The organism is Anaerococcus tetradius ATCC 35098 (assembly GCF_000159095.1).
Lineage (GTDB): Bacteria > Bacillota > Clostridia > Tissierellales > Peptoniphilaceae > Anaerococcus > Anaerococcus tetradius.
The window spans coordinates 177497-204471 of the sequence record NZ_GG666295.1 but is presented as its reverse complement, the minus strand read 5'-3'; the positions used below and the strand labels follow the sequence as shown (position 1 = coordinate 204471).

At 31.4% G+C, this 26975-nt stretch carries 23 protein-coding genes; 2 read left to right on the top strand and 21 right to left on the bottom strand.

Annotated elements, in window-relative coordinates; translation table 11 throughout:
- Nucleotides 1–2 precede the first annotated feature (2 nt).
- From coaBC to gmk, 3 genes are read right to left on the bottom strand one after another with little or no spacing between them, the layout of a single operon-like run.
- Complete coding sequence (coaBC, locus tag HMPREF0077_RS00920) at nt 3–1175, bottom strand: bifunctional phosphopantothenoylcysteine decarboxylase/phosphopantothenate--cysteine ligase CoaBC (protein ID WP_004835961.1); 1173 nt, start codon at nt 1173–1175, stop codon at nt 3–5.
- Nucleotides 1169–1357 carry a DNA-directed RNA polymerase subunit omega gene (rpoZ, locus tag HMPREF0077_RS00915; RefSeq protein WP_004835960.1) on the bottom strand — a complete coding sequence of 63 codons (189 nt, stop codon included), beginning with the start codon at nt 1355–1357 and terminating at the stop codon, nt 1169–1171. Before rpoZ ends, coaBC begins: the two co-directional genes overlap by 7 nt.
- The gene (gmk, locus tag HMPREF0077_RS00910) at nt 1350–1958 is read right to left on the bottom strand and encodes a guanylate kinase (RefSeq protein WP_004835959.1); all 609 of its coding nucleotides are present in this window, start codon (nt 1956–1958) and stop codon (nt 1350–1352) included. The genes rpoZ and gmk overlap by 8 nt, the downstream gene beginning before the upstream one ends.
- Before the next feature lie 89 nt (nt 1959–2047).
- On the opposite strand from gmk, the gene HMPREF0077_RS00905 reads away from it, so the two are divergent.
- Nucleotides 2048–3796 (top strand): Rqc2 family fibronectin-binding protein, encoded by a 1749-nt coding sequence (locus HMPREF0077_RS00905; RefSeq protein ID WP_004835958.1) that lies wholly within the window; start codon nt 2048–2050, stop codon nt 3794–3796.
- Nucleotides 3797–3973: 177 nt separating this feature from the next.
- On the opposite strand, the gene HMPREF0077_RS00900 is transcribed toward HMPREF0077_RS00905, so the two are convergent.
- From HMPREF0077_RS00900 to rpiB, 9 genes are all read right to left on the bottom strand, one after another.
- Nucleotides 3974–4252, bottom strand: a complete 279-nt coding sequence (locus HMPREF0077_RS00900) for an HU family DNA-binding protein (protein WP_004835957.1) — start codon at nt 4250–4252, stop codon at nt 3974–3976.
- Nucleotides 4253–4333: 81 nt separating this feature from the next.
- Entirely contained in the window at nt 4334–5260 is a 927-nt protein-coding gene (locus HMPREF0077_RS00895; protein WP_004835956.1) for a SurA N-terminal domain-containing protein, read from the bottom strand.
- A complete protein-coding gene (locus tag HMPREF0077_RS00890) occupies nt 5220–6302 on the bottom strand; it encodes a peptidylprolyl isomerase (RefSeq protein WP_004835955.1) in 1083 nt (360 codons plus the stop codon). The genes HMPREF0077_RS00895 and HMPREF0077_RS00890 overlap by 41 nt, the downstream gene beginning before the upstream one ends.
- Nucleotides 6299–9802, bottom strand: a complete 3504-nt coding sequence (gene mfd / locus HMPREF0077_RS00885; RefSeq protein WP_040349199.1) for a transcription-repair coupling factor — start codon at nt 9800–9802, stop codon at nt 6299–6301. The genes HMPREF0077_RS00890 and mfd overlap by 4 nt, the downstream gene beginning before the upstream one ends.
- The gene (gene pth, locus HMPREF0077_RS00880; protein WP_004835953.1) at nt 9795–10382 is read right to left on the bottom strand and encodes an aminoacyl-tRNA hydrolase; all 588 of its coding nucleotides are present in this window, start codon (nt 10380–10382) and stop codon (nt 9795–9797) included. Before pth ends, mfd begins: the two co-directional genes overlap by 8 nt.
- Complete coding sequence (locus HMPREF0077_RS00875; RefSeq protein WP_004835952.1) at nt 10382–11371, bottom strand: ribose-phosphate diphosphokinase; 990 nt, start codon at nt 11369–11371, stop codon at nt 10382–10384. The genes pth and HMPREF0077_RS00875 overlap by 1 nt, the downstream gene beginning before the upstream one ends.
- Nucleotides 11368–12762, bottom strand: coding sequence for a bifunctional UDP-N-acetylglucosamine diphosphorylase/glucosamine-1-phosphate N-acetyltransferase GlmU (gene glmU, locus HMPREF0077_RS00870; protein ID WP_004835951.1), 1395 nt, complete (start codon nt 12760–12762; stop codon nt 11368–11370). The genes HMPREF0077_RS00875 and glmU overlap by 4 nt, the downstream gene beginning before the upstream one ends.
- An 8-nt stretch (nt 12763–12770) precedes the next feature.
- Complete coding sequence (gene deoD, locus HMPREF0077_RS00865) at nt 12771–13484, bottom strand: purine-nucleoside phosphorylase (RefSeq protein ID WP_004835950.1); 714 nt, start codon at nt 13482–13484, stop codon at nt 12771–12773.
- Nucleotides 13485–13555: 71 nt separating this feature from the next.
- Nucleotides 13556–13996, bottom strand: coding sequence for a ribose 5-phosphate isomerase B (gene rpiB / locus HMPREF0077_RS00860; protein ID WP_004835949.1), 441 nt, complete (start codon nt 13994–13996; stop codon nt 13556–13558).
- A 134-nt stretch (nt 13997–14130) separates the two neighbouring features.
- Here rpiB and murC point away from each other — a divergent pair, with 134 nt between their 5' ends.
- The gene (gene murC / locus HMPREF0077_RS00855; RefSeq protein ID WP_004835948.1) at nt 14131–15516 is read left to right on the top strand and encodes a UDP-N-acetylmuramate--L-alanine ligase; all 1386 of its coding nucleotides are present in this window, start codon (nt 14131–14133) and stop codon (nt 15514–15516) included.
- 63 nt (nt 15517–15579) lie between these two features.
- Here murC and HMPREF0077_RS00850 read toward each other — a convergent pair whose 3' ends face one another.
- The 9 genes from HMPREF0077_RS00850 to HMPREF0077_RS00810 form a co-directional block, all read right to left on the bottom strand.
- Nucleotides 15580–15930, bottom strand: a complete 351-nt coding sequence (locus tag HMPREF0077_RS00850) for a type II toxin-antitoxin system PemK/MazF family toxin (RefSeq protein WP_004835947.1) — start codon at nt 15928–15930, stop codon at nt 15580–15582.
- Nucleotides 15920–17041, bottom strand: coding sequence for an alanine racemase (alr, locus tag HMPREF0077_RS00845; protein ID WP_004835946.1), 1122 nt, complete (start codon nt 17039–17041; stop codon nt 15920–15922). Before alr ends, HMPREF0077_RS00850 begins: the two co-directional genes overlap by 11 nt.
- 2 nt (nt 17042–17043) lie before the next feature.
- Nucleotides 17044–18228 carry an NAD(P)H-hydrate dehydratase gene (locus tag HMPREF0077_RS00840; protein ID WP_004835945.1) on the bottom strand — a complete coding sequence of 395 codons (1185 nt, stop codon included), beginning with the start codon at nt 18226–18228 and terminating at the stop codon, nt 17044–17046.
- Nucleotides 18228–19493 (bottom strand): amidohydrolase family protein, encoded by a 1266-nt coding sequence (locus HMPREF0077_RS00835; RefSeq protein ID WP_004835944.1) that lies wholly within the window; start codon nt 19491–19493, stop codon nt 18228–18230. Before HMPREF0077_RS00835 ends, HMPREF0077_RS00840 begins: the two co-directional genes overlap by 1 nt.
- 112 nt (nt 19494–19605) lie before the next feature.
- On the bottom strand, nt 19606–21024 hold the full coding sequence (gatB, locus tag HMPREF0077_RS00830; protein ID WP_004835943.1) for an Asp-tRNA(Asn)/Glu-tRNA(Gln) amidotransferase subunit GatB: 1419 nt from the start codon (nt 21022–21024) through the stop codon (nt 19606–19608).
- Nucleotides 21014–22426 carry an Asp-tRNA(Asn)/Glu-tRNA(Gln) amidotransferase subunit GatA gene (gene gatA, locus HMPREF0077_RS00825; protein ID WP_004835942.1) on the bottom strand — a complete coding sequence of 471 codons (1413 nt, stop codon included), beginning with the start codon at nt 22424–22426 and terminating at the stop codon, nt 21014–21016. The genes gatB and gatA overlap by 11 nt, the downstream gene beginning before the upstream one ends.
- 8 nt (nt 22427–22434) lie before the next feature.
- Complete coding sequence (gatC, locus tag HMPREF0077_RS00820; RefSeq protein WP_004835941.1) at nt 22435–22713, bottom strand: Asp-tRNA(Asn)/Glu-tRNA(Gln) amidotransferase subunit GatC; 279 nt, start codon at nt 22711–22713, stop codon at nt 22435–22437.
- 1 nt (nt 22714) lies between these two features.
- On the bottom strand, nt 22715–24715 hold the full coding sequence (gene ligA, locus HMPREF0077_RS00815; protein ID WP_004835940.1) for an NAD-dependent DNA ligase LigA: 2001 nt from the start codon (nt 24713–24715) through the stop codon (nt 22715–22717).
- Between the two features lies 1 nt (nt 24716).
- Nucleotides 24717–26912, bottom strand: a complete 2196-nt coding sequence (locus tag HMPREF0077_RS00810) for an ATP-dependent helicase (protein ID WP_004835939.1) — start codon at nt 26910–26912, stop codon at nt 24717–24719.
- Nucleotides 26913–26975: the final 63 nt, after the last annotated feature.

Below are 26975 nucleotides of genomic sequence, written 5' to 3'. Positions count from 1 at the left end.
TATCACCTTAATAAATCTAAAATTTCGTTAGCTAGTTCTTGTTTGGGCATAATATTTAACCTTCTAATATCATTTTTCGATATAATAGAAGCGATGTTTGTGTCAACATCAAAGCCTGCCCCCCATCTAGTTAAATCATTAGCTATAATATAATCCAGATTTTTCTTTTCTAGTTTTGCCTTTGCATTTTCAATCAAATTATCAGTTTCTGCAGCAAAACCAATTATAGTTTGTTTGGTTTTTTTACTAGCGAAATATTTAATAATGTCAGCATTTTCTATTAAATTTAATTCTAAGCTATTACCAGTTTTTTTTATCTTTTTATCAGATGGATTTTCTACCCTATAGTCAACTGGGGCTGCAGCCATAATTAAAGCGTCAGAGGAATCAAAGTACTTGGCTATAGTATCTTTCATCTGTTTGTTTGTTCTAACTTCTATCCTTGTTATACCATCAATTTCCATTGGTTTAACAGGACCAGATACTAATACTACTTCTGCTCCACGTTTTTTTGCTTCATAGGCTATATTATAACCCATCTTTCCACTAGACTTATTGGTAATGTATCTAACATAATCTATAGGCTCAACGGTTGGTCCAGCACTTATAATTATCTTCTTATTAGCCAAATCTTTTTTAGTAAAATAATCTTCTAAGTAAGCTACAATTTTGTAAGGCTCTTCAAGACGACCATCTCCAACTGTATTACAAGCGAGTAAACCTGCCTCTGGTTCAATAACTCTAACTCCATAGCTTTTGAGTCTATCTATATTTTTGATTGTAGCTTTGTTTTTAAGCATATTGCTATTCATGGAAGGAGCAATAATTACGTCCTTATCACAAGCAAGATATGATGATAATAGGAAATTATCTGCTATACCATTAGCCATTTTGGCAATTGTATTTGCACTAGCTGGAGCAATCAAAAAAACATCTGCCCATTTAGGTAAATCTATATGATGGACAGTTTCGTGTCTTCCTTCAAATAAATCGGTATATACCCTACACTTACCCATAGTTTCAAAACTCATTGGTCTAACAAATTCACAAGCAGATGGAGTCATTATTATTTTAAGATTTGCATCTTTTTTCTTTAGCCTTGAGCACAAATCTAATATTTTATAAGAAGCTATCCCACCAGTAATACCTAGAAGAATATTTTTTTCTTCTAGCATTTTTTGGTAACTTTCTGTTCTATAACTTCATGTAGAGCTTGAGTTACAGGTTTAGCCTCGATAGTATCTGTAAGTGGTGCTGAACCATTAACAATTCTTCTTGCTCTTTTTGCACACATCATACAAATTTCATATCTACTTGGACTAATTTCACTTAGTTTTTTGAAAGATGGATTATTCATCGTCATTCTCCTTAAAATTAATTTTATCTTCCCTAAATACCCTATGCTTTTCTGCATTAATTATTTCATTTACAGATGTAATAGCTGAGTTTAGGTGGTCATTTACTACTAAATAATCGTAATCATTGATATGTTCGAGTTCTTTTCTAGCATTATTCATCCTGATTTTTATGTCTTCATCAGTTTCTGTTCCCCTACCTACTATTCTATTTCTAAGTTCTGTAAGTGAAGGTGGTGCCAAAAAAATAAAGACTCCATTATCAGTATTTTTCTTGATATTAAGAGCTCCTTGAACATCTATTTCTAATATTACTATTTTTCCTTCATTAATCTTGTTTTCAACAAATTCTTTGGGAGTACCATAATAGTTATTATGGACGTGAGCATATTCTAGGAACTTATCTTCTTCAATCATTTTCTCAAATTCTTCATGACTTTTATAAAAATAACTTACTCCCTCTATCTCCCCATCTCTCTTCTTTCTTGTAGTTGCTGATACCGAATATACCAAGTTACTTTGTGTATTCATTAAGTCATGCAAAACAGTACCCTTACCTACACCAGATGGACCTGATATTACTAATAAAAATCCCTTTTTCATTCCGCCCCCTTATTATATGTATTCTACTTTTATGAACTTCTCACTTCAAGTATAGATAATTAATTGTATAGTGCATAAGAGGTGATTGTATGAGCTATGATGGAATAGTGACCAGAAAAATCGTAAATGAATTAAAAGAGAAATTATTGGGGGCTAAGATACAAAAGATTAGCCAACCTTCTAAGAATGATATAGTCTTTAATCTTTACTCAATGGGTAAAAGTTATAAGCTACTTTTAAGTGCAAATAATAATGAAGCCAGGATAAACATAACTAAGAGGAAGTTTGAAAACCCAGATATAGCACCTAATTTTTGTATGGTATTAAGAAAACATATTAACCAAGGTAAAATCATAGAAATAAAACAAAAGGGTCTAGACAGGGTTGTAATCTTTTCAATAGCATCAATAGATGAGATGGGTTTTGATACATCAAAAAAATTAATAATAGAAATAATGGGTAAATACTCAAATATTGTACTGGTAGATGATAATTATAAGATAATCGATGCTATTAAGAGGGTAAATAGTCAAATGTCATCTGTTAGGGAAATTTTACCATCCCTTCCTTATGAATTTATTGATGACGGTAAGCTTGATGTTACTAGTGATGATTTTACTCTTAATATTAAAACTCTAGATCAAAAATTACCTGATAATCAAGTTCCCTATAAAATCTTTCAGCAGTTTTTTACGGGTTTCTCCCCTGCTGTAGGAAAGGAGCTTATCTATAGGGCTGGAATTGATGATAGGATAAATTGGGGTTTGGTAAGTGAAAAGGAAAAAGCTCAACTTAATACAGAGTTTATAAGACTTATTTGTAATTTAAAAGAGGGTAAGTTAAAAAGCTATATTTATAAGGATAAGGATAAAATAAAAGATTATCATTCTATTAAACTTTCTCACTTAAGCTACCTTGAAGAAGTAAAGCAAACTATGAGTGAGGCTGTTGATGAATTTTTTGCAAGTAACAAAACCCATGACAGACTAAATCAGAAAAAGAATGACCTTAATAGGAAGATAAATTCCAATATTAAGGCTGTTAATAAGAAAATAAAGATTCTAAGAGATAATTTATATAAAAAGGATAAGATTGATAATCTAAAGAAACTAGGAGATCTTTTAGCTGCAAATATCTACAGGCTTAAAAAAGGAGATAATAATATCGATGTTTTGGACTTCTATAACAATAATGAAAAGATTCTTATAGACATTGATCCAAGCCTAAGTCCATGGGAGAATGTAAACTCTCTTTACAATAAATCGAAAAAAATAAAAGCCTCCTATGACTATGCTAAAGAAGATTTACCTAAACAAGAAGAGCTGCTCAAATATCTTAATCAAAGTAAAGATTTTATAAATAGATCATCAAGCATTGATGAACTAGATGATATTAGACAGGAGCTTGAAGAATATAAAATTATAAAGAAAAAATCAAATAAGAAAAAATCTATAACTTCAAAATCTAAGCCACTCCACTATATCACTGAGAATTCTTCCCATATATATGTTGGGAAAAATAGCAAGCAGAATGATTATATAACTCTTAAACTAGCAAATAAGGATGATTATTGGTTTCATATAAAGGACTTACCAGGAAGCCATGTCATTTTAAGAAATGAGAATATAAACGATGAAGATATTCAAATAGCGGCTTACTTAGCAGCTGTTAATTCATCTATAACTGATAAAAGTAAGATAGATATTGATTACACACAAAAGAAAAATGTAAATAAAGCAAAAGGAGCTAAACCTGGAATGGTCTACTATACTGACTTTAAGACAATTAGAGTAGATACAAGCATTGATTTAGCTGAAAATATACAAGAAATCAAGTAGAAAGAATAAAACGAATATTATGTGTATACCTGTGCTATTACCTTCTAATTAGAAAGTAAACTAATTAGAAGGTTTTTTATTGATTTTGCATAAAAAAAGTATCAACCTACCACTAATGGATTAGGTTGATACATAATATTCATCCTCTTCTTTATTTCAAGAATAGTTTGTTTGCTATTATTTATTAACAGCTTCTTTAAGAGTTTTACCAGCCTTAAATACTGGAGCTTTAGATGCTGGGATTTGAATAACTTCTTCAGGTTTTCTAGGGTTTCTTCCTTCACGAGCTTTTCTATCTCTTACTTCGAATGTTCCAAAACCAACTAATTGTACCTTATCACCTGCTATGAGTGATTCAGTTACTGTTTCTAGAAAAGCATTAAGTGCTTTTTCTGCTTCACTTTTTTTAAGACCACTTTTTTCTGAAATATTAATTAATAATTCTGATTTATTCATGTTTCCTCCTATAAATCATTGTAATTCTGTTTAACTCTAAGATAGATTATACATAAGCAATAAACTAATTGCAAGCTTTCCTCAAACAAAAAGCTTAATATTGCTTTCTTTCACTAGCTTATCTAGATAAGTTTCATAAGAATTTTCTAAATAAATATCCTTAGCTCTTAATAAAAGCTCATTTTCATTTTCATTAAATGAATTTATCATTAAAATGTAATACTTATTTTTGTATTTTATAATATCACTGACTTTATCTTTATTTTTAAGCTTAGATAAACTTAAAAGCTCATCTTTATCATAAACGAAGTCAGAATTAATTACAGAAAAATTTCTTACAGACTTATTTATATAAGATTTGAAATCATTGGCATCTTTGATACTATCTTTAATAAGTTTTGCTTCTTGTTCATCTTCAAAAACCAAAGCATTATACTTGTATAGCTTTTGAATGTATTTATTTTTCTTATAAAATTCTAAGACATCTGAGTCTTTAATTTTATTGATTTTCAAGAAAAGCTCGTAATGAGCCTTTCTGATTGAATCATTGTAAATAATATCATTAAAAGTATTTTCATTAACTCCAAGCGCCTTGATATTTGCTTTTAATGAATCTTCACCATTTAGTTTGTCTGAAATAAGTTTTTTTAACTCATTTGATTTATTATCATCTAATTTGATTTTATTTTTTTCAAGATCATTTAGCATTACTTGATCTTTAATCATAGAGTCAACTAAGTCTTCTCTTAGAACTTCATCATTTGTTTTTCCTCTGTCATTTTTTTCGTTGAGGAAATTTTCACCATAGACTTTACTATAGTAGCTTTGATAAAACTTTAATTCTTTAGAATATAGATCTTTACTTATAGTCTTATTATTGACACTAGCAATCACATTCTCGTTGGAAAAATTAGTTTTGGAGCAGGAAGTAAGTAAAATTATTGAAAAAATTGCTAATACTAACCCCTTACTTGTTGTCTTTATCAGTTTTTTCTTTGTTATTTTCATCTTTAGAATTATCGGAATTTTCTTTGTCTTTGGCAGAATTTTCTTTATCTTTTTCAGAATCATCTGTCTTTACTTCTGTTTTAGACTCTTTTTTAGAATCCTCAGCTTTTTGTTTACTATCTTGTTCTGTAACTACATGAGCTTCATCGTGTAGTTTTTTGATGTAATCAGCATATTTTTTGTCTTTAATTTTCTTTGTTATTTCTTCTTTAGATTTTTCATAAGAATCACTAATAGAATTAATCTTGATTATATGATAGCCAAATTGGGATTTAACTGGATTGCTTATTTCTCCTTCTTTCATAGAAAATGCAGCTTCTTCAAATTCTTTCACCATTTGACCCTTGCCAAATGAACCTAATTCTCCACCATTTTTAGCACTTGCAGTATCTTTTGAGTACTCTTTGGCTAGTTTTGCAAAATCCTCGCCATTGTCAAGTTTAGCTTTAATTTCTTTTGCAGTTTCTTCATCATCAACTAGGATATGTGATGCATCAACTTTTGTAAATTGATCTTTATTCTCTTCAAAATATTTTTTGATTTCATCATCACTTACCTTGTTATTTTCATCAAACCATTCTCTGTGTTTTTTATACATTAAATCTTTTTTAAGAGTTTCCTTAAACTTCTTGATGTCCATATTGTAATCGTCAAGTGTTTTATCGAATTGTTCTTGACCACCGAAGTTTTGAACTGATTGCATTAATGCGTTATCAACATCCTTATCATCGATTTTGATGTTGTTTTTCTTAATGTCATTGGCAATTAATTTATCTTGAACCATCATAGTTACGATAGAATTTTTAAGTTGTTGTTGGCTTGCTAGCATTGAAGCATAAAAGCTCATTTCAGATTTATAGTCGTCTTTGCTAATTTTTTGGCCATCGACAATAGCAACTGTTTTATCATCGAGTTTTTGTTCTTTAGCTTGTTCTGTTTGTTCTGTTTTATTTCCACTTTCTTTATTAGCGTCTTTGTTTTGATTACATCCTGCAAATAGTAAGGATGCCATTAGCATTACTGGTATTATTTTGTTTTTCATTTCATACTCCTTATATTTTCAATAGTTCTTAATAATTCATAAGTATCCAGCAATTTTGTTTTTGATACTGGAATCTTAAAGGCTGGATTAGTCGACAAATCAAGGCTCATTTCACCTTTGAATTCTTGATTAATCTCAGCTAGTTCTTCGAAGCTAAATTGATCTTTATCTTCGAAATATATGTTTACATTACCGTTTTTTTCTCTAATTTCACTAAAAGATAGTTTATCTGCTAAAGATTTTATTAGTGAAATATACATTAAATTATCTACCATTATCGGGATGTCACCATAGACATCTATTAATTCAGCTACTAGTTCATCATAGTCTTCTTGGTTTAAAATGTTTGATATTCTTTTGTATATTTCAATCTTTTGACCCTGATCTTCAATATAAAAATTAGGTATATAGCCATCAACTTTGATGTCAATATATATATCATTCTTTTGTCTTATTTCAACTTCCTTACCACTAGCTTTCTCAACTGCTTCTTGGAGGAATTTAACATACAAATCATAACCAATAGCTTCTACATGGCCAGATTGACTTTCACCTAAAAGGTTACCTGCTCCTCTTAATTCAAGGTCCTTCATAGCTATTTTATATCCAGATCCAAAATCTGAAAAATCTCTTATAGATTTAAGTCTTTTTTCGCTAATTTCGGATAAGACTTTTCCAGTCCTATAGGTGAAGTAGGCATATGATGATCTATTAGATCGACCTATTCTACCCTTAAGCTGATAAAGTTGTCCAAGGCCCATAGTATCTGCATCGTAGACTATCATGGTATTTACATTAGCTATGTCCATGCCAGTTTCAATTATAGTAGTTGATAGGAGGATATCTATTTTTCCATCTATAAAATCGAGCATTATTTCTTCGATTTGTTTTGGACTAATCCTACCATGGATTATAGAAATATTAGCTTCTGGAACAAGATCTTGTATCTGTTTATAAAGTATTTCAATATCGTTAATCCTATTATAAACAAAATAAACCTGTCCATTCCTATTAAGTTCTCTTTCAATAGCTTGCTTTATAATCCCACTATCATATTCGATCACATAACTATTAACGGGCATTCTTTCTTCTGGAGCTTCATCTAGGGTTGATAAATCCCTAATGCCAGATAAGGACATTTGCAAAGTTCTTGGTATTGGTGTCGCAGATAGGGTAAGTACATCGAGAGAAGATTTCAATTCTTTTAGTTTTTCCTTATGTTTAACACCAAACCTCTGTTCTTCGTCGATTATTAATAAACCTAGATTTTTATATCCTACATCCTTAGACAATAATCTGTGAGTTCCAACAATCAAATCAACTTTTCCAGCTTTTAGTTCCTTAACTATCAAATTGTTTTTAGCTTTAGGATTAAATCTTGAAAGTACTTCGACATGCACAGGAAATTTTTCAAATCTCTTTTTAATTGTTTCATAATGTTGGTTTGCTAGAATTGTCGTAGGGACAAGGAAAGCAACTTGAAAGCCGTCCATTATAGCTTTAAAGGCTGCTCTTATAGCAACCTCAGTCTTACCAAAGCCAACATCACCGCAAAGGAGTCTATCCATAGGTTTATCTGATTCCATATCGTTTTTTATTTCATCTATTGATCTGATTTGTGAATAAGTTTCTTCATAAGGAAAGGAATTTTCGAATTCACTTTGCCAAGGCGTATCTGACGAAAAAGCATGACCCTTTATTTTAGATCTTTTAGCATACAATTCAACCAAATCATCAGCTATTTCATCTACTGCTCTTTTAGCTCTAGCCTTAGCTTTTTGCCAGGCTTGGGTTCCTAATGATGAAAGCTTAGGATTTTCTCCTCTGCTACCTATGTACTTACTTACAAGGTTCATCTGATCAACTGGGATATATAGTCTATCACTGGCTCTATATTCTATAACTATGAAATCTTTTTCAATGTTATTAACTTCAATTTTTTCTAAGCCCTTATAAATCCCTATACCATTATTCTCGTGAACAACATAATCACCAATTTCTAGGTCTGAATAATTTATAATGTCTCTTGATGATGTTTTTGCTTTGCTTTTTCTCCTAGCCTTTCTTTCGCTACCATAAATCTCCCTATGGGTAAATACATAAAAGTTTATATCATATAAATAATATCCACTGCTACTCGTTTTAGATGAGATTTGGATAGGATTTACAGAAAAATCACATCCATCATCTGCATTTCCAACTCTTAGAAAATCTTTTTCTATATATGCCTGGTGTAACTGCTGCCTGGATTTGTCATTTGAAGACAATATTAGTATATTCGAATCCTTGTTTGCCAATTCTATTGTTCTATCAACAAAATAATCAACCTTTTGGTTGAAGTTTTCAGACTCTATCGTTTTTATCTCTATAATTTTTTTGGGATTAAAGAGTTTTGATTTTTTAAGGATTGATGTCAAATTGATTGTACTATAGTCTTCGAGTTTCTTATATATAGTAGCTGATGGGACTCTAACATTCTCAAAAGTCCTAAAGACTTCTCCATTTTCCATCTGTAGACTCAGATTATCAAGAAAATCTTCGTTAAATCGCTCGTGATTATCTAATATTCTTGAAATATCGTCAAAGGCAATAATAGCATTTTTATCTATATAATCTAAAAATGTAGAGTAATTATCCAGCCTATAGGGATTAATTAAGTCGCCATTTGCTACAAATAAACTCTCCTTAATGAAAGATATTATTTGCCTGTACTTATCAATTAACTTTTGATTAAGACTGTCATCAGTTTTTTTGCTAAATGCTTCTAAATCTTTGTTGATATTAGAAATCACCTTATCATAATCATTTTCTGAATACAGTAATTCGCTAACTGGACTAATTTCACAAGAGTCAATTTTTTCTAAAGTTCTTTGGCTATCTTTATCAAATATTCTTATAGAATCAACTTCATCGTCAAAAAGCTCTATACGGATTGGGTTGTCATAAGATACTGGCCAAAAATCTATTATTGATGCTCTCTTTGCAAAATCGCCCTTATTCTCAACAAGAGATGTAGGATTGTAGTTTAATTCCAAAAGTTTTTTGACAAATTTATCAATGTCAATAACATCTTCATCCCCTATTTTAACAAAAGACTTGTTAAATTTATCTAAAGGAGTCAATTTATTTGTCATAGCTTCTAGACTAGTAACAATAATAAATTTTTCTTTCTTGGCTAATTTAGTTAGTACATCCATCCTTTGGGATAGTTTCTTATTATCTATTGACTTAATGTTATAAAAATTAATGTCCAAGCTAGGGTAAAATAGAGCAACATTATCACTTATACCGTTAATACTATCAAGATAATTCACAGCTCTTTTTTCATTTTCAGCTATAAGAACTATTGACTCATCAAATTTCTTAAACAAAGCAAGGACTAAATGAGGCTTGAACCCATCAGTTAGTCCTGATAAATAAATTGGAGAATAGTATTTTATACTATTTTCAATTTCTTGTATTTGTTTTAGAGAATTTATCTTATCAAGTAAATCATTCATTACTTTCATCCACTAGCCTTATGGAATTAGAGTTGTTCATAGCCTTGTCTATACTATCGCCAATAATTGTCTCTATTGCACAACTTGCAAGACTAATCTCTTGTCTAATTATTTCAGCTTCCTTTTCAGTAAAACCACTAAGTACAAAATTAGCTAAATCCATGTAAGAAGGTTTTTTACCAACAGCAAGCTTAATTCTTGGGAAATTATCATCTTGGATTTGATAGATAATTGATTTCATACCATTATGGGTACCAGCAGATCCTTTTTTTCTAATTCTAATACTTCCAAAATCTATATCAATATCATCATAAATAACTATAAGTTTATCTGTATCGAACTTATAGAAACTTTTTAATTCCCTTACTGCTTCTCCTGAACTATTCATGTATGTTTGTGGCTTTATTAGCATAACTTTATGGCCAGAAATCATTCCCTGGCCATAAAGAGATTTAAATTTTAGTTTTTTAACATCAATATTGTGCTTTCTTGCTAGATAGTCGATAGTCAAGAAACCTACATTATGTCTAGTATTTTCATATTGTAATCCAGGATTGCCTAATCCTACGATATAATACATTATCTACCATCCACAAAGAGACCGCTTATTGACTCGTAAGTATTAATTCTATGAATGGCTTCAGATAGAAGTGGAGCTATAGACATTTGAGTGATTTTTGGAATTCTCTTTTCTTCACTTAGAGCAATTGTATCAGTGATAATTACTTCTTTAACATTTGATTTATTAATCTTTTGAATTGCATCACCACTAAATACACCGTGGGTAGCTACTAGATAAACATCTTTTGCTCCGCTATTAATCAAGAAATCACCTGCATTGGTAATAGTTCCAGCAGTATCAATCATATCATCAACGATAATAGCATGTTTACCCTTGAAATCACCTATTACAGACATAACTTCAGATACATTTGGTTTTGGTCTTCTTTTTTCGATAATAGCTATAGGTAGCTTTAGGTAATCAGCAAACTCTCTAGCTCTTCTTACACCACCTAAGTCAGGGCTTACTACTACAAATTCATCTGGTTTATCATAAGCTATATCTTTAAAATGTGTTGATAGTAATCTTATAGCTGAAAAATGATCTACTGGTATATCAAAATATCCTTGGATTTGTCCGGCGTGTAAATCCATTGTTATTACCCTGTCAGCTCCCGCTACTGTTAATAAATTAGCAACAAGTTTTGCAGTTATAGGTTCACGTCCTCTTGTCTTTCTGTCTTGTCTAGCATAACCATAGTAAGGAACTATTGCATTCACGTAACCTGCAGAAGCTCTTCTACAAGCATCTATCATGATTAATAATTCCATCAAATTATCATTGGTTGGATTGGATGTAGGTTGCATTATATATACATCCTTACCTCTGATAGATTCATTGAGTTTTATAGATATTTCACCATCTTTAAACTTTTCTATATCAGCCTTGGTTAGTTCAATACCAAGATATTCAGCAACACTTTTAGCTAATGCAACATTTGAGTTTCCACTTAAAAGTTTTAATTCTCCTCTTTGAATATAAGAGCCTTGATTGCACTTAGATGTCATTTCTTCTCCTTTAATTTTTCCAAATCTCTTTTTTTCTTTTTTTCTACATAGCCTGCGATGTTCTTTTGCTCAGCACGCTCTATTGATAATTCTCCCTTATCAATATCCCTTGTTATTGTTGATCCAGCTGCTACATAGGCTTCACGAGCAATATTAACTGGTGCTACTATATTAGAGTTTGATCCAATAAAAGCATTATCTCCAACTACAGACCTATGTTTAAATTTACCATCATAGTTGACAAAAATCACGCCGCAACCAATATTTATATTTTCTCCCAGATCACAATCCCCTATATAAGCTAAATGACCTGCCTTACATCCCTCTCCTAGACTTGCATTTTTAACTTCTACAAAATTACCTATATGGACATTTTTGCCAAGCTTAGCATTTGGTCTTAGATGTGAGTAAGGGCCTATATTACTAGAATCTTCCATCTCGGATTTTTCTATAAGGGAGTTGTCAATTCTAACATTATCATGAATTATAGAATCCACAATTTTACTAGAGCCTTCAATTGTACAATTGGAACCTATAATGCTAGATCCTAAAATTTTAACGTTACCTGAAATAATTGTGTCTTCTCCGATTTTGACACCTGGTTCTATGCTTACTATCTCAGGAGTTTCAATTATTACGCCATTAATCATATACTCTTCGTTAATTCTTTTTCTTAGGATTTTACTAGCTTCAGCAAGTTCTTTTTTATTATTAATTCCATAGAACAAATCACAATCTTCATTAGCAAAGGCCATGGCTTTTTTATTTTCTCTAGTTAAAATTTCCACGCAATCAGTAAGATATAATTCGTTTTGATCGTTATTAGTATCTAATTTAGCCAAAGATTCTTTAAGGTCAAAGCCCTTAAAAGCATAAATACCTGTATTAACTTCATTTATAGCTAATTGATTTTCCTTTAAGTCCCTATGCTCGGTAATCTGTAAGAAATTATCATCTTTATCTCTAATAATTCTTCCGTAGCCAGTCGGATTATCAATAATTGTTGATAAAACTGAAACACTATTATTATTTTTAGTATGATTTTCTATAAACTCCTCAAGAGCCTCTTTGCTAATTAAAGGAATATCACCATTTAATACTAAGACATCATCATTATCATCTATGTAATCCTTGGCTAAAGATACAGCATAGCCAGTTCCATAGGGAAATTCGTCGCCAATTTTTTGTTCGATAATTTTTATATCAGGAAATAATTCACTAAGTTTATCCTTATTTTTACCAGATATAATTATGGTTTCAGAATTATCTATTTTACTATTATCATAAACGTATCTAATGATTTCTCTATTTAAAATTTTGTGAAGTACCTTAGATGTATTTGATTTCATCCTTGTTCCTTCACCAGCTGCCATTATAATTACTTTTATCATCTTTATTCCTAAGCTATCTCAAGGGCTAAATTCATCATATTAGTATAAGATGTTTGTCTAGCTTCTGCACTATCAGCAACATTTTCTATTAGTGAATCGCTTATAGTAAATATAGCCAATCCCTTCTTGCCGTGCTTTCTAGCAGCCATAAATAAACCATATGATTCCATTTCTACGCACAAAACTCCATATTTTTGTAAGTTTTCAAATACTTCCTTTGGCATATCATTATAAAATTGATCAGATGAATGAACTTGTCCACAGTGAGTTGTATAGGAAAGCTCTTTTGATTTTTCATAAGCCTTTATCATTAAATCGAAATCTGGTGTAGGTGAAAAATGTATATTTCCAAAAAGATTGTCGTTGATTGAAGATTCAGAACAAGCAGAAGATGCTATTACGATATCGTGAAGTTTAACGTCTTTTTGCATTGATCCTGCAGTACCTATTCTGATGATCGTATCAACATCATAAAATTCGAATAATTCATTAAAATAGATCATTGAAGATGGAATTCCCATTCCACTTCCCATGACTGATACTCTCTTGCCCTTGTATAGGCCTGTAAATCCAAGCATTCCCCTAGTATCATTGAATTGACTAACATCAGTTAGAAAATTTTCGGCTATATACTTAGCTCTAAGGGGATCACCCGGCATTAATACTGTTTTTGCAATTTGATCAGCACTTGTGGCTGAAATGTGTGGTGTAGGTATACTCAAACTTATCTCCTTTATACATATTATTACTTATATGATATCATTCTTTATTAATTTTTAAAACAGAAAAACTTTTATATTCTTTCAAGCTCCATAATCTTATCTACTCTTCTTTGGTGCCTACCACCTTCAAACTTTGTTTTTACAAATTCATCTATAATCATTCTACAAGTTTCACTTCCTATAACCCTTGCTCCTATGCATAATACATTAGCGTCGTTATGGGCCCTGCTCATTCTTGCAGAATAGCTTTCGGAAACACAAGCAGCCCTAATCCCCTTGATTTTATTAGATGATAGGCTCATACCAAGACCAGTACCACAAATCAAGATAGCAAAGTCAGCTTTTTCCTCTATTATTTTATCACAAGCTTTTTTTGCAAAATCACTATAGTCTACTGATTTATTATCAAAAGCTCCTACATGATCGACTTCATGACCTAATTTTTCAAGTTCATCTTTAACAACTTCTACTAAATCAAGTCCGCCGTGATCATTACCAATTACATATCTCATAATTACTCCTCCATCATTAATATACTTTTAGCAATCTTCTAATCAATAAGTAATTTCACTTGATATATTTACTCTAATAAATATGGTATAATAAAACTACGCATAAAGTTTAGTTTTACACTTAAGGAGATTATATGTTCGAATTTAATTTAAATAACCATGATTATAAATACGTTCACTTCATTGGTATAGGTGGAATTTCGATGAGCGGACTTGCTCAATTATTACACGCTAAGGGTTATGAAGTTTCAGGGTCTGATAGATCTGATAGCAAAATAATAAATCACCTTAGAGATTTAGGAATTGAAATTTTTATAGGTCAAAAAAAAGAAAATATTAAAAACCCAGATCTTGTAGTTTATACAGATGCTATATTGGATGATAATGAAGAATTGATAGCAGCAAAAAAACTTTCGGTACCAGTAGTAACAAGGGGCGTATTTTTAGGTGCTTTGATGAGAAATTACAAAAACTCCATAGCTGTTTCCGGTTCGCATGGAAAATCAACAACGACTTCAATGATTTCAAAAATATTAATGCACTCTGACAAAGATGCAACTATCCTTCTTGGTGGAGAGCTTGAAGAGATGAAGGGAAATGTAAGGGTTGGAAGCGAAGAGTATCTTGTAACAGAAGCATGCGAATATAAGGGAAATATAAGATATTACTATCCACAAACACTTATAGTCTTAAATATTGATGAAGATCACTTAGATTATTATAAGGACCTAGAAGACATTGTTAATACTTTCAAAGAATATCTATCTAATCAAGACGAAAATTCTATGACTATAACTAATCTAAATGAAGATAATAATAGGTTAATTTTTGATTCAGTTAAGGGTAGATTAATAACTTACGCTCAAGATAACGAAGAAGCTGATTACAATGCTTTTAATATTCAATTTGATAATGATGGACACCCAGAATTTGATTTAAAATTCGCAAATGGAAGTATCGAACATTTTAAGCTTGGTGTGATTGGAAGACATAATATAAATAATGCTATGGCATCAATAATAGCAACTTATGAAAATGGCATCAGCATTAAAACTATTAAAGAAAATATTGTAAAATATACAGGCCTCGACAGGAGGATGCAGGTTATAGGTCATGTTAGTGATGCTACAATAATGACTGATTATGGTCATCACCCATCTGAAATAAAAGTAACCGTGGATGCCTTGGCTGAGCATACAAAAGGAAGACTTATTTGTGTATGGCAACCTCATACATATAGTAGAACAAAAACTTTGTTTAACGAATTTTTAAATTGTTTTGATTCATGCGATGAAGTTATTGTTACTGATATCTATGCAGCAAGAGAAAAATTCGATCCAACTATTCATTCAAAAGATGTAGTTGATGCTTTAGTAAAAAAGGGAATCAACGCTAAATACATATCTCAGTTTGAAGAATGTAAAGATTATATAGAAAAGATTATCAAAAAAGATGATTTGGTACTAACCACAGGTTGTGGAAATCCAGACCTTCTTGCTAGAATGATTGTAGAGGGTTAAAATCATCCAATAGAAAGGACTTTTAGAATTTCTAAAAGTCCTTTCTTATGTATGGATTTAAGATTAGATATTTATTAAATCCAATGAGATAGCCATTGCCTCATCAATTTTAAGCATTATATCATGATTAAAGCTACCTATTTTTTCTCTCAATCTTTTTTTATCAATTGTTCTCAATTGTTCCATTAATGCAACACTGTTTTTTGGAAGACCGAATTCATTGCCCTTTAGCTTAACATGAGTAGGAAGTTTTGCCTTATTTAGTTGGCTTGTAACAGGTGCTACAATAATAGTTGGCGAGTACTTATTACCCACGTTGTTTTGGACAATTATTACAGGTCTTACCCCTCCTTGTTCACTTCCAACAACGGGAGATAAATCAGCATAAAATAAATCTCCCCTTTTAATCTTCATATATTTCTCCTAAATAATTTTCTGTTTTTACAACTTTTCCATCTTTCTTATATACCCTTATAACCCTTAATGAAAGTGCAGTCATCAATTCGTAAGGGATAGTTCCAATTTTATTAGCTTCTTTATATAGGTCCGGATATATCTCGACCTCATCTCCTATATTAACATCTATATTACTTACATCAACCATTATTTGATCCATGCAGACCCTGCCACATACTTTAGCAATTTTTCCATTAATAAGAACTTCACCTTTATTAGAGAAGGCCCTAAAAAAGCCATCAGCATAGCCAATTGAAATAGTTGCTATCTTCATATCCTTATCAGCTATAAAGCTTCTCCCATAGCTTAAAGATGTTCCCTTTTCTATGTTTTTTACGAAGGAAACTACAGATTTTATACTAAAGGCTTTGGATAATTCGACATCTTTTCTTTCAAGTAAGTATTCTGATGGATAAATCCCATATAAGGAAATTCCGATTCTTTGCATATCGCCCTTTATATTGTGAAAAATAGTTGCAGCAGAATTTGCTATATGAAAATTTTCTATATCAAATTCTCTTCCTAAATCTTTCTTAAATCCATTAAAGATTTTATTTTGCCTTTGAGTAAATTCAATATCTTCTTCATCAGCAGTCGAAAAGTGGCTAAAGGCTCCTTTTATATGCAAATTTTGGAGATCTTTTAATTTCAAAATATCTTCAAATTCGAAGGGCCTAAAACCTAATCTTCCATGGCCAGTATCTAAAGCTATATGTACATCTAATTTGCTATCCAACTTATCATTTATTTGTTTAGCGTAGGCCAAATCATAAATTGGAATTTCAATATTATATTTGCTAGATAATATCGCCTCTTCTGGGCTGACATAACCTAATATTAGTATCGGTTTTTTAATATTAGAAGCTCTCAATACCTTTGCTTCATTAAATGAAGCTACAGCAAAGTATGAAACGTATTCTTCTATATAGTTGGCTATAGGAACAGCCCCTAGACCATAAGCATTCGCCTTTATTACGGCACATATGGGACTATCATCTATAGACTTCTTAATATTATTAATATTTTTAATTATTTTGTCTATATCTACTTCGATATAATTTGTGAACATAATTACCTCAATAACTTGATAGCTTTTGATAAGTATTTTATAATATCTGAGGCTATCAATGATTCTTCGCCTATTTCATCTCTTGCTAGATCACCTGCTAATGAATGCAAATACACACCCAGGCATGATGCCTTATAAGGATCTAATCTGTGCAATAAGGCTGCTATAACACCACTTAGTACATCTCCGCTTCCAGCAGTTGCCATACCAGGATTACCAATTTTATTTATGTAAACTCGATTGCCATCTGTTACTAGAGTTTCCTCTGACTTTAGGACTAAAATTAGCTTATATTTTTTTGCAAAATTTTTAGCTATATTTACCCTGTCAGCTTTTATTTCATCAATAGAAAGCTTGCTAAGTCTTGAGAACTCTTTTAAATGAGGGGTTAGTACTAGTTTTTCATGGTTTTTTAAAATTTCTGGATTTAGACTTACAGCATTTAATCCATCTGCGTCTACAAGTATTTTACCACCATAGTTAAGGAATATGCTATTAATTAAAAAATTTAATGTACTATCACGCCCCATACCCGGACCAATGACTAAGACATCCTTATCAATTAGATAAGAGTTAATCTTATTTATATTTGACTTATTATAAACAATATTTTCACTTTCTAAATTTAATATGATTTGCTCTGTAGCTTTAATTTGAAGAATATTACTTATAGAATCTGGAACTATAGCATAGACAAGTCCTGCTCCTGACCTAAGGGCTGCTGATGAAGCTAAATAAATAGAGCCTGCCATACCATCACTTCCGCCGAGAAAGGCAATCTTACCATAATCACCCTTATGGCTAGACTTACTTCTTTTTGGCAAAACATTAATAAAATCTGTGTTAATATTTAAAATATGGGTATCCTTAGTGCAGATTGCGACAGCATAATCGCAATCATGGCTTATGCTTATACTTTTAGTTAAAAATCTCCCATCTAAATAGGCTTTTAAAATATTTCCTTCATGTTTTATTTCAATTCTTTTAGCTACAATATAGGATAAATTTAAGCTGTAAGCTTTTACAAGAGCTTCCTTGGCAGCAAATATTCCAGCTAAAGTTTGCGAAGGTATTTTTTTTGAATTAGCATAGGATATTTCATTTTGGGTAAAAATTTCATTTATATGAGATTTACTTGTGAACTTTTTGATATTAACTATATCTATCCCTATCCCTATCCCTATCATTATCTTGCCTTTAGTTTATCAAAAACTAGTTGAGAATTATTTAAAATTTCTTTATCATCAATTCCTATATATTTTCCATCTTGATAAAGTAATTTCCCATTTATGATTACATTTTTAATATCATTTTCATAAGTAGAAAAACATAGTGAAGATAGTATATCATTATGAGGAATATGGTTTTCATTATTCAAATCAATCATTATTAAATCGGCCTTATAGTTTTCTTTGATAAGACCAACTTTTCTATCTATTCCAAGTGCCTTTGCTCCATTAATAGTTGCCATTTTTAAGACTTCAAAACTAGTTATAGGTCTTGAAGAGAATAACTTTGAAACTAGCATAGTTGTTTCTATTTCTCTAAGCATAGAAAGCTTATTATTGCTAGATGCAGAATCTGTTCCCAAACAAACATTAATTCCCTTATCTAATAATCTTGATAAATTTAAGAATCCTGATGATAATTTCAAGTTAGAACTAGGATTGTGAACTATGCTAACATCATTACCCTTAATGATATCAAGGTCATTATCAGATAAATATATGCCGTGAGCTGCAATTGTTTTATTCTTGAAGATTCCTGCTTTTTCAACAACCTCTGTTGGACTCATTTTGTATTTAGCATAGCAATCATCATTTTCCTTCTGAGTTTCTGATAAGTGGATATGGATAGGTAGTTGATATTCTTGGGCATAGTCTGAAATTTTTCTTAAATAATCTAAGTCTGCTGTATATATGGCGTGAGGTCCCAGACCTACATCTATTAAGGGGTCATTTTTGTATAGTTTAGCAAATTCTATATTTTCTTTAATTTTATTTAATTCATTGTCAGGGCAAGCAAGTCCCCTTGAAATTTGAGCCCTAATATTCATTTGCCTACAGGCTTTAGCAGTTTCATCGCAAAAAAAGTACATATCTGCAAAGCATGTAGTTCCTGTTTTAATCATTTCCAAAATCCCAAGTTTTGAACCGTAGTAGACATCATTTGGGCATAATTTATCTTCTAGAGGCCATATATAATCATTTAGCCAGGTCATTAAGTCTGTTTCAGGCCCATAATTTCTAAAAAGACTCATGGCCACATGGGTATGGGAGTTTATAAATCCTGGCATGGTTAAAAAATTAGAGCCATCAATTTTCAAATCAAAGGGAAAATCATTCCTATCTCCTAGGTAAGAAATATTTTCGTCTTTTATGTAAATATTTTTTTTATGTATGATTTCATCTTCCATGGAAAGGAGATTTGTATTTTCTATTAATATATTCATGCTTGTTAATGACTCCCTTATATTTTTAAATTATCTACCAATCCACTGGTTCTTATACTAGTGGATTGGTAAAAATTTGCTAAATAGGATATTATTTTTACAAAATAATAATTTATTTTCCTATTTTTTCTTTCAATAGTTTGTTTATTGCTTGAGGATTTCCCTTACCCTTGGTTTTTTTCATAGCTTGACCAACCAAAAATCCAAATGCCCTATCTTTTCCAGCCTTTATATCTTCAATTGATTCAGGATTTTCTCTTAATACTTCATCAACTATCTCTTCTAGGAAAGATGAATCAGAAATTTGTAATAAATTCCTATCCTCTGCCAATTTTTCAGGGTCTTCGTTTGATTCGAAAATTTCTCTTAGCAATTTTTTAGCAACATTATTATTAATTTTGTTATCCTTGGCTAAGATGATTAGTTTTGAGAAATTCTCAACAGAAAGTTTCATATCTTCTGGGCTTTGCTCGAACTCATTTAGTCTTCTTGATAGTTCTGATAAAATCCAATTTGCACAAATATTTGGATCATTTACAAGTTTATTAGTTTTTTCGAAAAGATCTGAAAGTTGTCTATCGTTAGCCAAAAGATTTGCGTCATATTTGCTTAAATTAAGATCTTTCATGTATCTATTTTCTTTATCCTTAGGTAATTCAGGAAGCTTTTCTCTTATATGATTAATAAATTCATCACTCAATTCTATTAGAGGAATATCTCCTTCAGCAGAAAATCTATAATCATTACCAACTTCTTTGTTCCTCATGTGGATTGTCTCAAGCTTCTCATCATCCCATCTTCTTGTTTCTTTTACACCGATTTCACCATTTTCGAGAAGTTTTCTTTGTCTTTGAACTTCGTATTCAAGAGCATTTTCTATTGCCTTAATTGAGTTGATGTTTTTAATTTCAGCTATGGCTGTTCTAGTATTATTTTCAAGATTTTCCAAGTTGATATTTACATCTACACGCATAGATCCTTGAGCCATAATACAGTCTGAAACTCCCAAAAATCTAAGAGTTGAAGCTAGAGTTTCTACATATTCCCTTGCCTCATCTGGGGAAGCCATATCAGGTTCACTTACAATTTCAATAAGAGGAACTCCTGCCCTGTTATAATCCATAAGGGTCGCATTATTTTCGTCATGGTTAGATTTACCAGTATCTTCTTCCATGTGGATTTCGGCAATTCTGATTTTTTTGTCTGAAGAAAGGCTTATATAACCATTTGTAGCGTAAGGCTTGTCAAACTGAGTGATTTGATATCCCTTAACCAAGTCAGGATAAAAATACTTCTTCCTATCCATCTTTTGATCATTTCTAATATCACAATTAAATGCAAGACCTGCCATAACAGCAAATTCTACAGCTCTTTGGTTCATTTGTGGAAGGGTTCCAGGATGACCTAGGCATATTGGGCATACATTGGTATTTGGAACAGCCCCGAATTCATTTTTACAAGAGCAAAACATCTTTGTTTCAGTGGATAGCTCCACATGAATTTCCAATCCTATTATTGTTTTAGTTTTCATTTATACTCCTTAAAAATTTCTCACTAGCATTTAATAATTTATTATCTTCAAATCTGTTGGCTATGAATTGAACTGAACCTGAAATTCCACTTCTTACAGGTACAGATATACCGCACATACCAGAAAGATTTACGATAACATTAAAGCCATCAGCCTTAAAGTCACTTAGAGGATCGTCAATATCTTCATCCATTTTTGGTGGTAAGTTGGTAGTTGTTGGAGTTATAATCAAATCATAGTCTTCAAATATTTTTTCTAATTCTTCTTTAATTAAAGTTCTAATCTTTAGACCCTTTTTATATATTTTTTGATCATCATTAGCTGAAAGATACATTGTTCCAAGGGCAATTCTCCTTTGAACCTCTTCTCCGAGACCCTCTGACCTAGACTTAACGAATAAGTCCTCAACATTTTCATAAGAATCTGCTTGATAACCATACCTTACGCTATCATATCTACTCATATTAGATGATACTTCCGAACTCATAACAACATTGTAGACAGGATTTGCGTATTTAGCATAATTCAAATCTATTGGCTGTAAATCCGCTCCTAATTTTTCAAGAGCCTCCAAGGCTATTTTGTAGTCTTCTTTTACAGCATCTTCAATTCCTTCATATAGACTAGAATCAGTTTTGATATAGGCGATTTTTTTATTAGAAAAATCATAATCTTCAAAAGTATAATTATATTTTTCTAAATTTGATGTCATATCTTTTGGATCAGCTGAGGCGCTTATATCAGCAAGCCTTCTTAAATCTTCGATATTTTTAGCAAATAAGGAAACTTGATCAAGAGTATTGGCCATAGATACAACACCATATCTACTCATTATAGAATAGCTTGGTTTATAACCAATTATATTACAATATGAAGCAGGACATCTTACAGATCCACCTGTATCTGTACCTAAAGCTACCAAGACATCTCCTTGAGCTACTGCTACTGCAGATCCTGAAGAAGAACCTCCTGGAACTCTTTGATGATCAAGAGGGTTTTTAGTAGGACCAAAATAAGAAGTTTTACCCCTACCACCCATTGCAAACTCATCCATATTTGTTTTAGCGACAATAATGGCATCCTCAGCAAGTAAATTTTCTATTACACTTGCATTATATAAAGGTCTAAAATCTTTAAGCATCTTTGAGGCACAAGTCATTTTCATATTTTTATATGAAATATTATCTTTGACAGCTATTGGAAGGCCAAACAATTTGCCAAGCTTTTTACCGCTTTTTAGTTTTTTATCAAGCTCTTTTGCTCTTTCAATTGATCCTTCATGGTCTATGCTGATATAGGCGTTTAACTTATCGTCTTCAATTTTTTCTAATGTCTTACCTATATGCTCTTCAACACTAATTTTTCCATTTTTATAATCTGATAATAATTGTTCAATATTCATTTAAGCTCCTATAGTTTCCAATCGAGTCTAAAGTAACCATATTCTGTGTCTTTTGCGTTTTCTAAAGCTTCACTCCTACTAATAGATTCTAGTGGCTTATCTTTTCTAAATACTGCCTTGTGGTTTGATATAAGCTCTGTCATCTCAACGTTATTAGTATCAACAGTAAATATATCTTCTATAAAATCTATTACTATGTTAAATTTGTCAGATAAGAGCTCAACATCCTTGCCATCAAGGCTAAGATTTGCTAGTCTGTAAATCTTTTTTACTTCTTCTTTATTCATTCTACATTCCTTCCAATTCTTTTAAGAAATCATAAAGTTTTTGATCTTCATAAATTTCTACATTTAACTCTTCAGCCTTGGTTTTCTTAGATCCGGCTTTTTCACCAGCTAGTAAAATATCTGTATTTTTTGATACAGAACCTGTAACCTTGCCTCCGTTTTTTTCAATAAGATTTTTTATATCATCACGTTTGTAATTTTCAATAGTTCCTGTTATTACAAAGGTTAAATTATTTAACCCATCACTATTATTATCTTCTTTTGGCTTAGAAATTTCTATACCCTTGGCCAATAAATTTTCTATGGATTTGCTGATATTTGGGTCTGAGAAAAATTCGACGATATTTTCAGCTGTTATTTCACCTATATCATCAATATCTGTTAGCTCATCGACCTTACTAGCCCTTAATTTATCAAAGCTCTTAAATTTATTTGCTAAATCCCTAGAAGTTCTCTCCCCAACATTAGGTATGCCAATAGCATATATGAAATGTTGAAGGTCTACTTTCTTGCTATTTTCGATTGCTTCTAATAAATTTTTAGTTTTCTTATCACCAAATCTTTCAAGCTTAATCAACTGCTCGTAAGTTAGGTCGTAAATATCATCAACTTCGTTTATATCTAATTCATCCATCAATTGGGCAATGGTCTTTTCTGAAAGTCCCTCAATATCCATGGCATTCCTAGATGCAAAATGCTCTATTCGTGCTAAAAGCTGAGGTTTGCAGGAAATTGAATTTGGACAAACTATGTGTACATTTTCTTGAATTAGTTCACTAGAGCAATATGGACAAAACTTAGGCTTTTCGATTTCACTTGTCCCTTCTTGATTTTCATCAACTACACCTAGGATTTCGGGTATAACGTCATTTGATCTACGAATAAATACCCTGGAGCCAATCTTGATTTTCTTCCTTAAAATATCATCATAATTATTTAGAGTTGCCCTACTAACGGTAGCCCCTGAAAATTCCACAGGATCTAAGATTGCACTAGGTGTAACTTTACCAGTCCTTCCGACATTCCATACTACTTTTCGCAATGTTGTGGTGTACTCCTCAGCTTCAAATTTAAAAGCTATTGACCATCTCGGAAATTTATTTGTATTAGATAATACTTCTTGGGTTTTCTTGTCGTTTATCTTAATAACTACACCATCTGTCAATATGTCTATCTTTTTTCTTTCTTCTTCTATAAATTTAAGTTCTCTAATTATCTCATCTAGGTTATGAACCTTTTTGTGATAAGGATGTATATTAAATCCCTGATTTTTTAAGAAGTCCAACATATCTTCTTCAGTTTTGAAATCCAAATTGTTTGTTGGCACAGCATAAAAATATGCGGTTAGGTTTCTTCTTGCAGTTTCTCTTGTATCAAGATTTCTAAGAGCACCCGCTGCTGCATTTCTTGCATTTTTAAGCTGAATTTCATTATCTTTGTTGTATTTGGCTAATTCTGATAGGGGCATCAAGGCTTCACCTTGAATTTCTAGAAGAGATTCTTCCTTTATAGTCAGAGGAATGGATTTAATGGTCTTTACTTGAGCTAATATTTCCTCACCAACAACTCCGTTGCCCCTACTAGCCGCACTTGTGAGTTTTCCATTTTCATAAGTTAGGTTGACAGTTAATCCGTCAAACTTGTATTCCATTATGAATTCTATTTCATCTAGCTTATCTTCATGGTTATCGTTATATTCTTTTCTAAGTCTTTGACATCTATCAATCCAATCTTCTAGCTCAGCATAAGATTGGGCCTTGTTTTGAGAAAGAAGTTTTGTTAGATGGTAGTGTTTTTCAAACTTGTCTAATATTTGCCCACCTACAATTTGAGTTGGAGAATTATCTAGAACAATTCCACTTTCATTTTCTAGCTTTTTTAGTTTATCATAGAGTTTATCATATTCACCATCTGAGACCAAGGGCTCATCAAGAGTGTAATAATGATAATTTAATTCATTAATTTTTTCAATTAATTGGCTTATTTCTTCTCTCATATTCATTTTATACCTTCTCTATTGGTGCATAATCCTGATTTAGTTTTTTTAATCCTTTATTATCGAAAGCCACCACTAACTCGTTGCCTTTTTCTTGTTTATTGATTTGAACAATCATTCCTACACCCCATTTGGAGTGTTTAACCTTATCACCAATCTTAAAATCCTTATCACTAGCTTCTGTTTTTGTAAGTTTTTTTCCGAGAACTTGATGGCGGACTTTCTCTCTCATATAATCTTCTGCCATAGTTTTTTCGTATTCTTTGGAAGAAAATCCGTAAGATGCAATTTTTTCTTCAAGCCTTAGTTTATCAATTATTTCGTCAATAAATCTCGATGGCTTATAATATACAAGCTTACCGTAATTTCTCCTAGCTTGGGCACTGGTTAGGAATAATTTTTCTCTAGCCCTTGTGATAGCTACATAAAAGAGTCTTCTTTCTTCTTCAATATTGCCCTCATCTATGCTTCTTTTGCCAGGAAAAAGTCCTTCATCCATACCAACAACAAAGACAACAGGAAACTCCAAGCCCTTAGCAGCGTGCATGCTCATAAGTGACACACATTCCTCGCCACTTTCGGTTTTATCCAAATCTGAAAGCAAGGATAGATTTTCAAGATAATCATATATGTTTGCCTCAGGATTTTCTTCTTCATATTCTGCTGCCGATGAAATAAACTCATTTATATTATCAATTCTCGATCTGTCTTCCACCGAATATGAAGATTCTAACATCTTTAGATAAGAACTTTTATCTAAAACATCATCAATCAAATCTACTATTTTGTAATTATCTATATTATCGAAAATTTCTTTTAGTGGGCCATAGAATTTATTAGTTAATTTTTTTAGTCTATCAGTAAGTAAGTAGTTAAATTCCTTGTCTATCATCAAATCAAGCATGGATATATTATGTCTATTAGCTATTGTCTCTAACTCTTCTATTGATTTGTTGCCAATCCCTCTTTTTGGTTCATTAATTATCCTTTTTAGGGATAAGTTATCTTTTGGGTTAACTATAATTTTTAGATAAGCAACCAAGTCCTTTATCTCTTTTCTGTCATAGAATTTAAGACCGCCTATAACCTTATAGTTTATCAAACTTTTCATCAAGACTTCTTCAAATGGTCGAGATTGGGCATTCGTCCTATAAAGGATTGCGAAGTCATGAGGACTAAACCCTTCTGCCATCAAGTTTTTAATATTATCTAATACATATTTAGCTTCTTCGCTTTCAACAGAATTAGACTTATAAACAACCTTATCTCCTTGATTATTTTCAGTCCATAAATTTTTCTCTTTTCTTTCAGTGTTATTTTCTATAAGTTGGTTGGCAGTTTCTAGGATATTTCCTGTAGATCTATAGTTCTGTTCAAGTTTTATAAGCTCAGAGTTTTTGAAGTCATTTTCAAAATTTAAAATATTTGAAATATTGGCACCCCTAAAACTATATATGGACTGGTCAATATCGCCAACCACCGTCACATTATTATGAAATCCTGCAAAATACTTAATAAGTTCGTATTGGCTATTATTTGTATCCTGGTATTCATCAACAAAAACATATTCAAACTTTCTTTGATAATATTCTAGACATTCTTTATCTTTATAAAACAAGTACAAAAGTTTATCAATCAAATCATCAAAGTCTAAGGCGTTATAATAGAATTTCTTCTCTTCGTATTTTTTGTAAACTTCATAAAACATATCGCCCTTTGTAAAATATGTATTCAATCTGAGAAATTCTTCAGGGTCCATGGACTTGTTTTTTGCACTAGAGATAACATTTTGGCATTCTTTTACAGAAACATCGTCCTTATACCCTAGTTCATCAATTATTTCCTTTATTAGGGTTCTTTGATCAGATGTATCATATATTGTAAAATTCCTATCATAACCTATCTTATCTATATTCATCCTCAAAATTCTTGCACAGATCGAGTGAAATGTGCCTATCCAAAGATGTGAAACATCCATATTTAATAGCTTGGAAATTCTTTGTTTCATTTCATTTGCTGCCTTATTAGTAAATGTTATGGCAATTATATTTCTTGGATCAATACCTTTTTCTTCAATAAGATAGGCAATACTCGTTGTAAGAACCCTAGTTTTACCTGAACCTGCACCAGCTAAAACGAGTAAGGGGCCTTTGTCATGAAGTACTGCCTTTTTTTGCATATTATTTAATCCATCTAAGTTCATATTTCACATCCTTCCATCTATCCCATTATACCATAAAAATAAAAGAGTAAGTCGACCTTACTC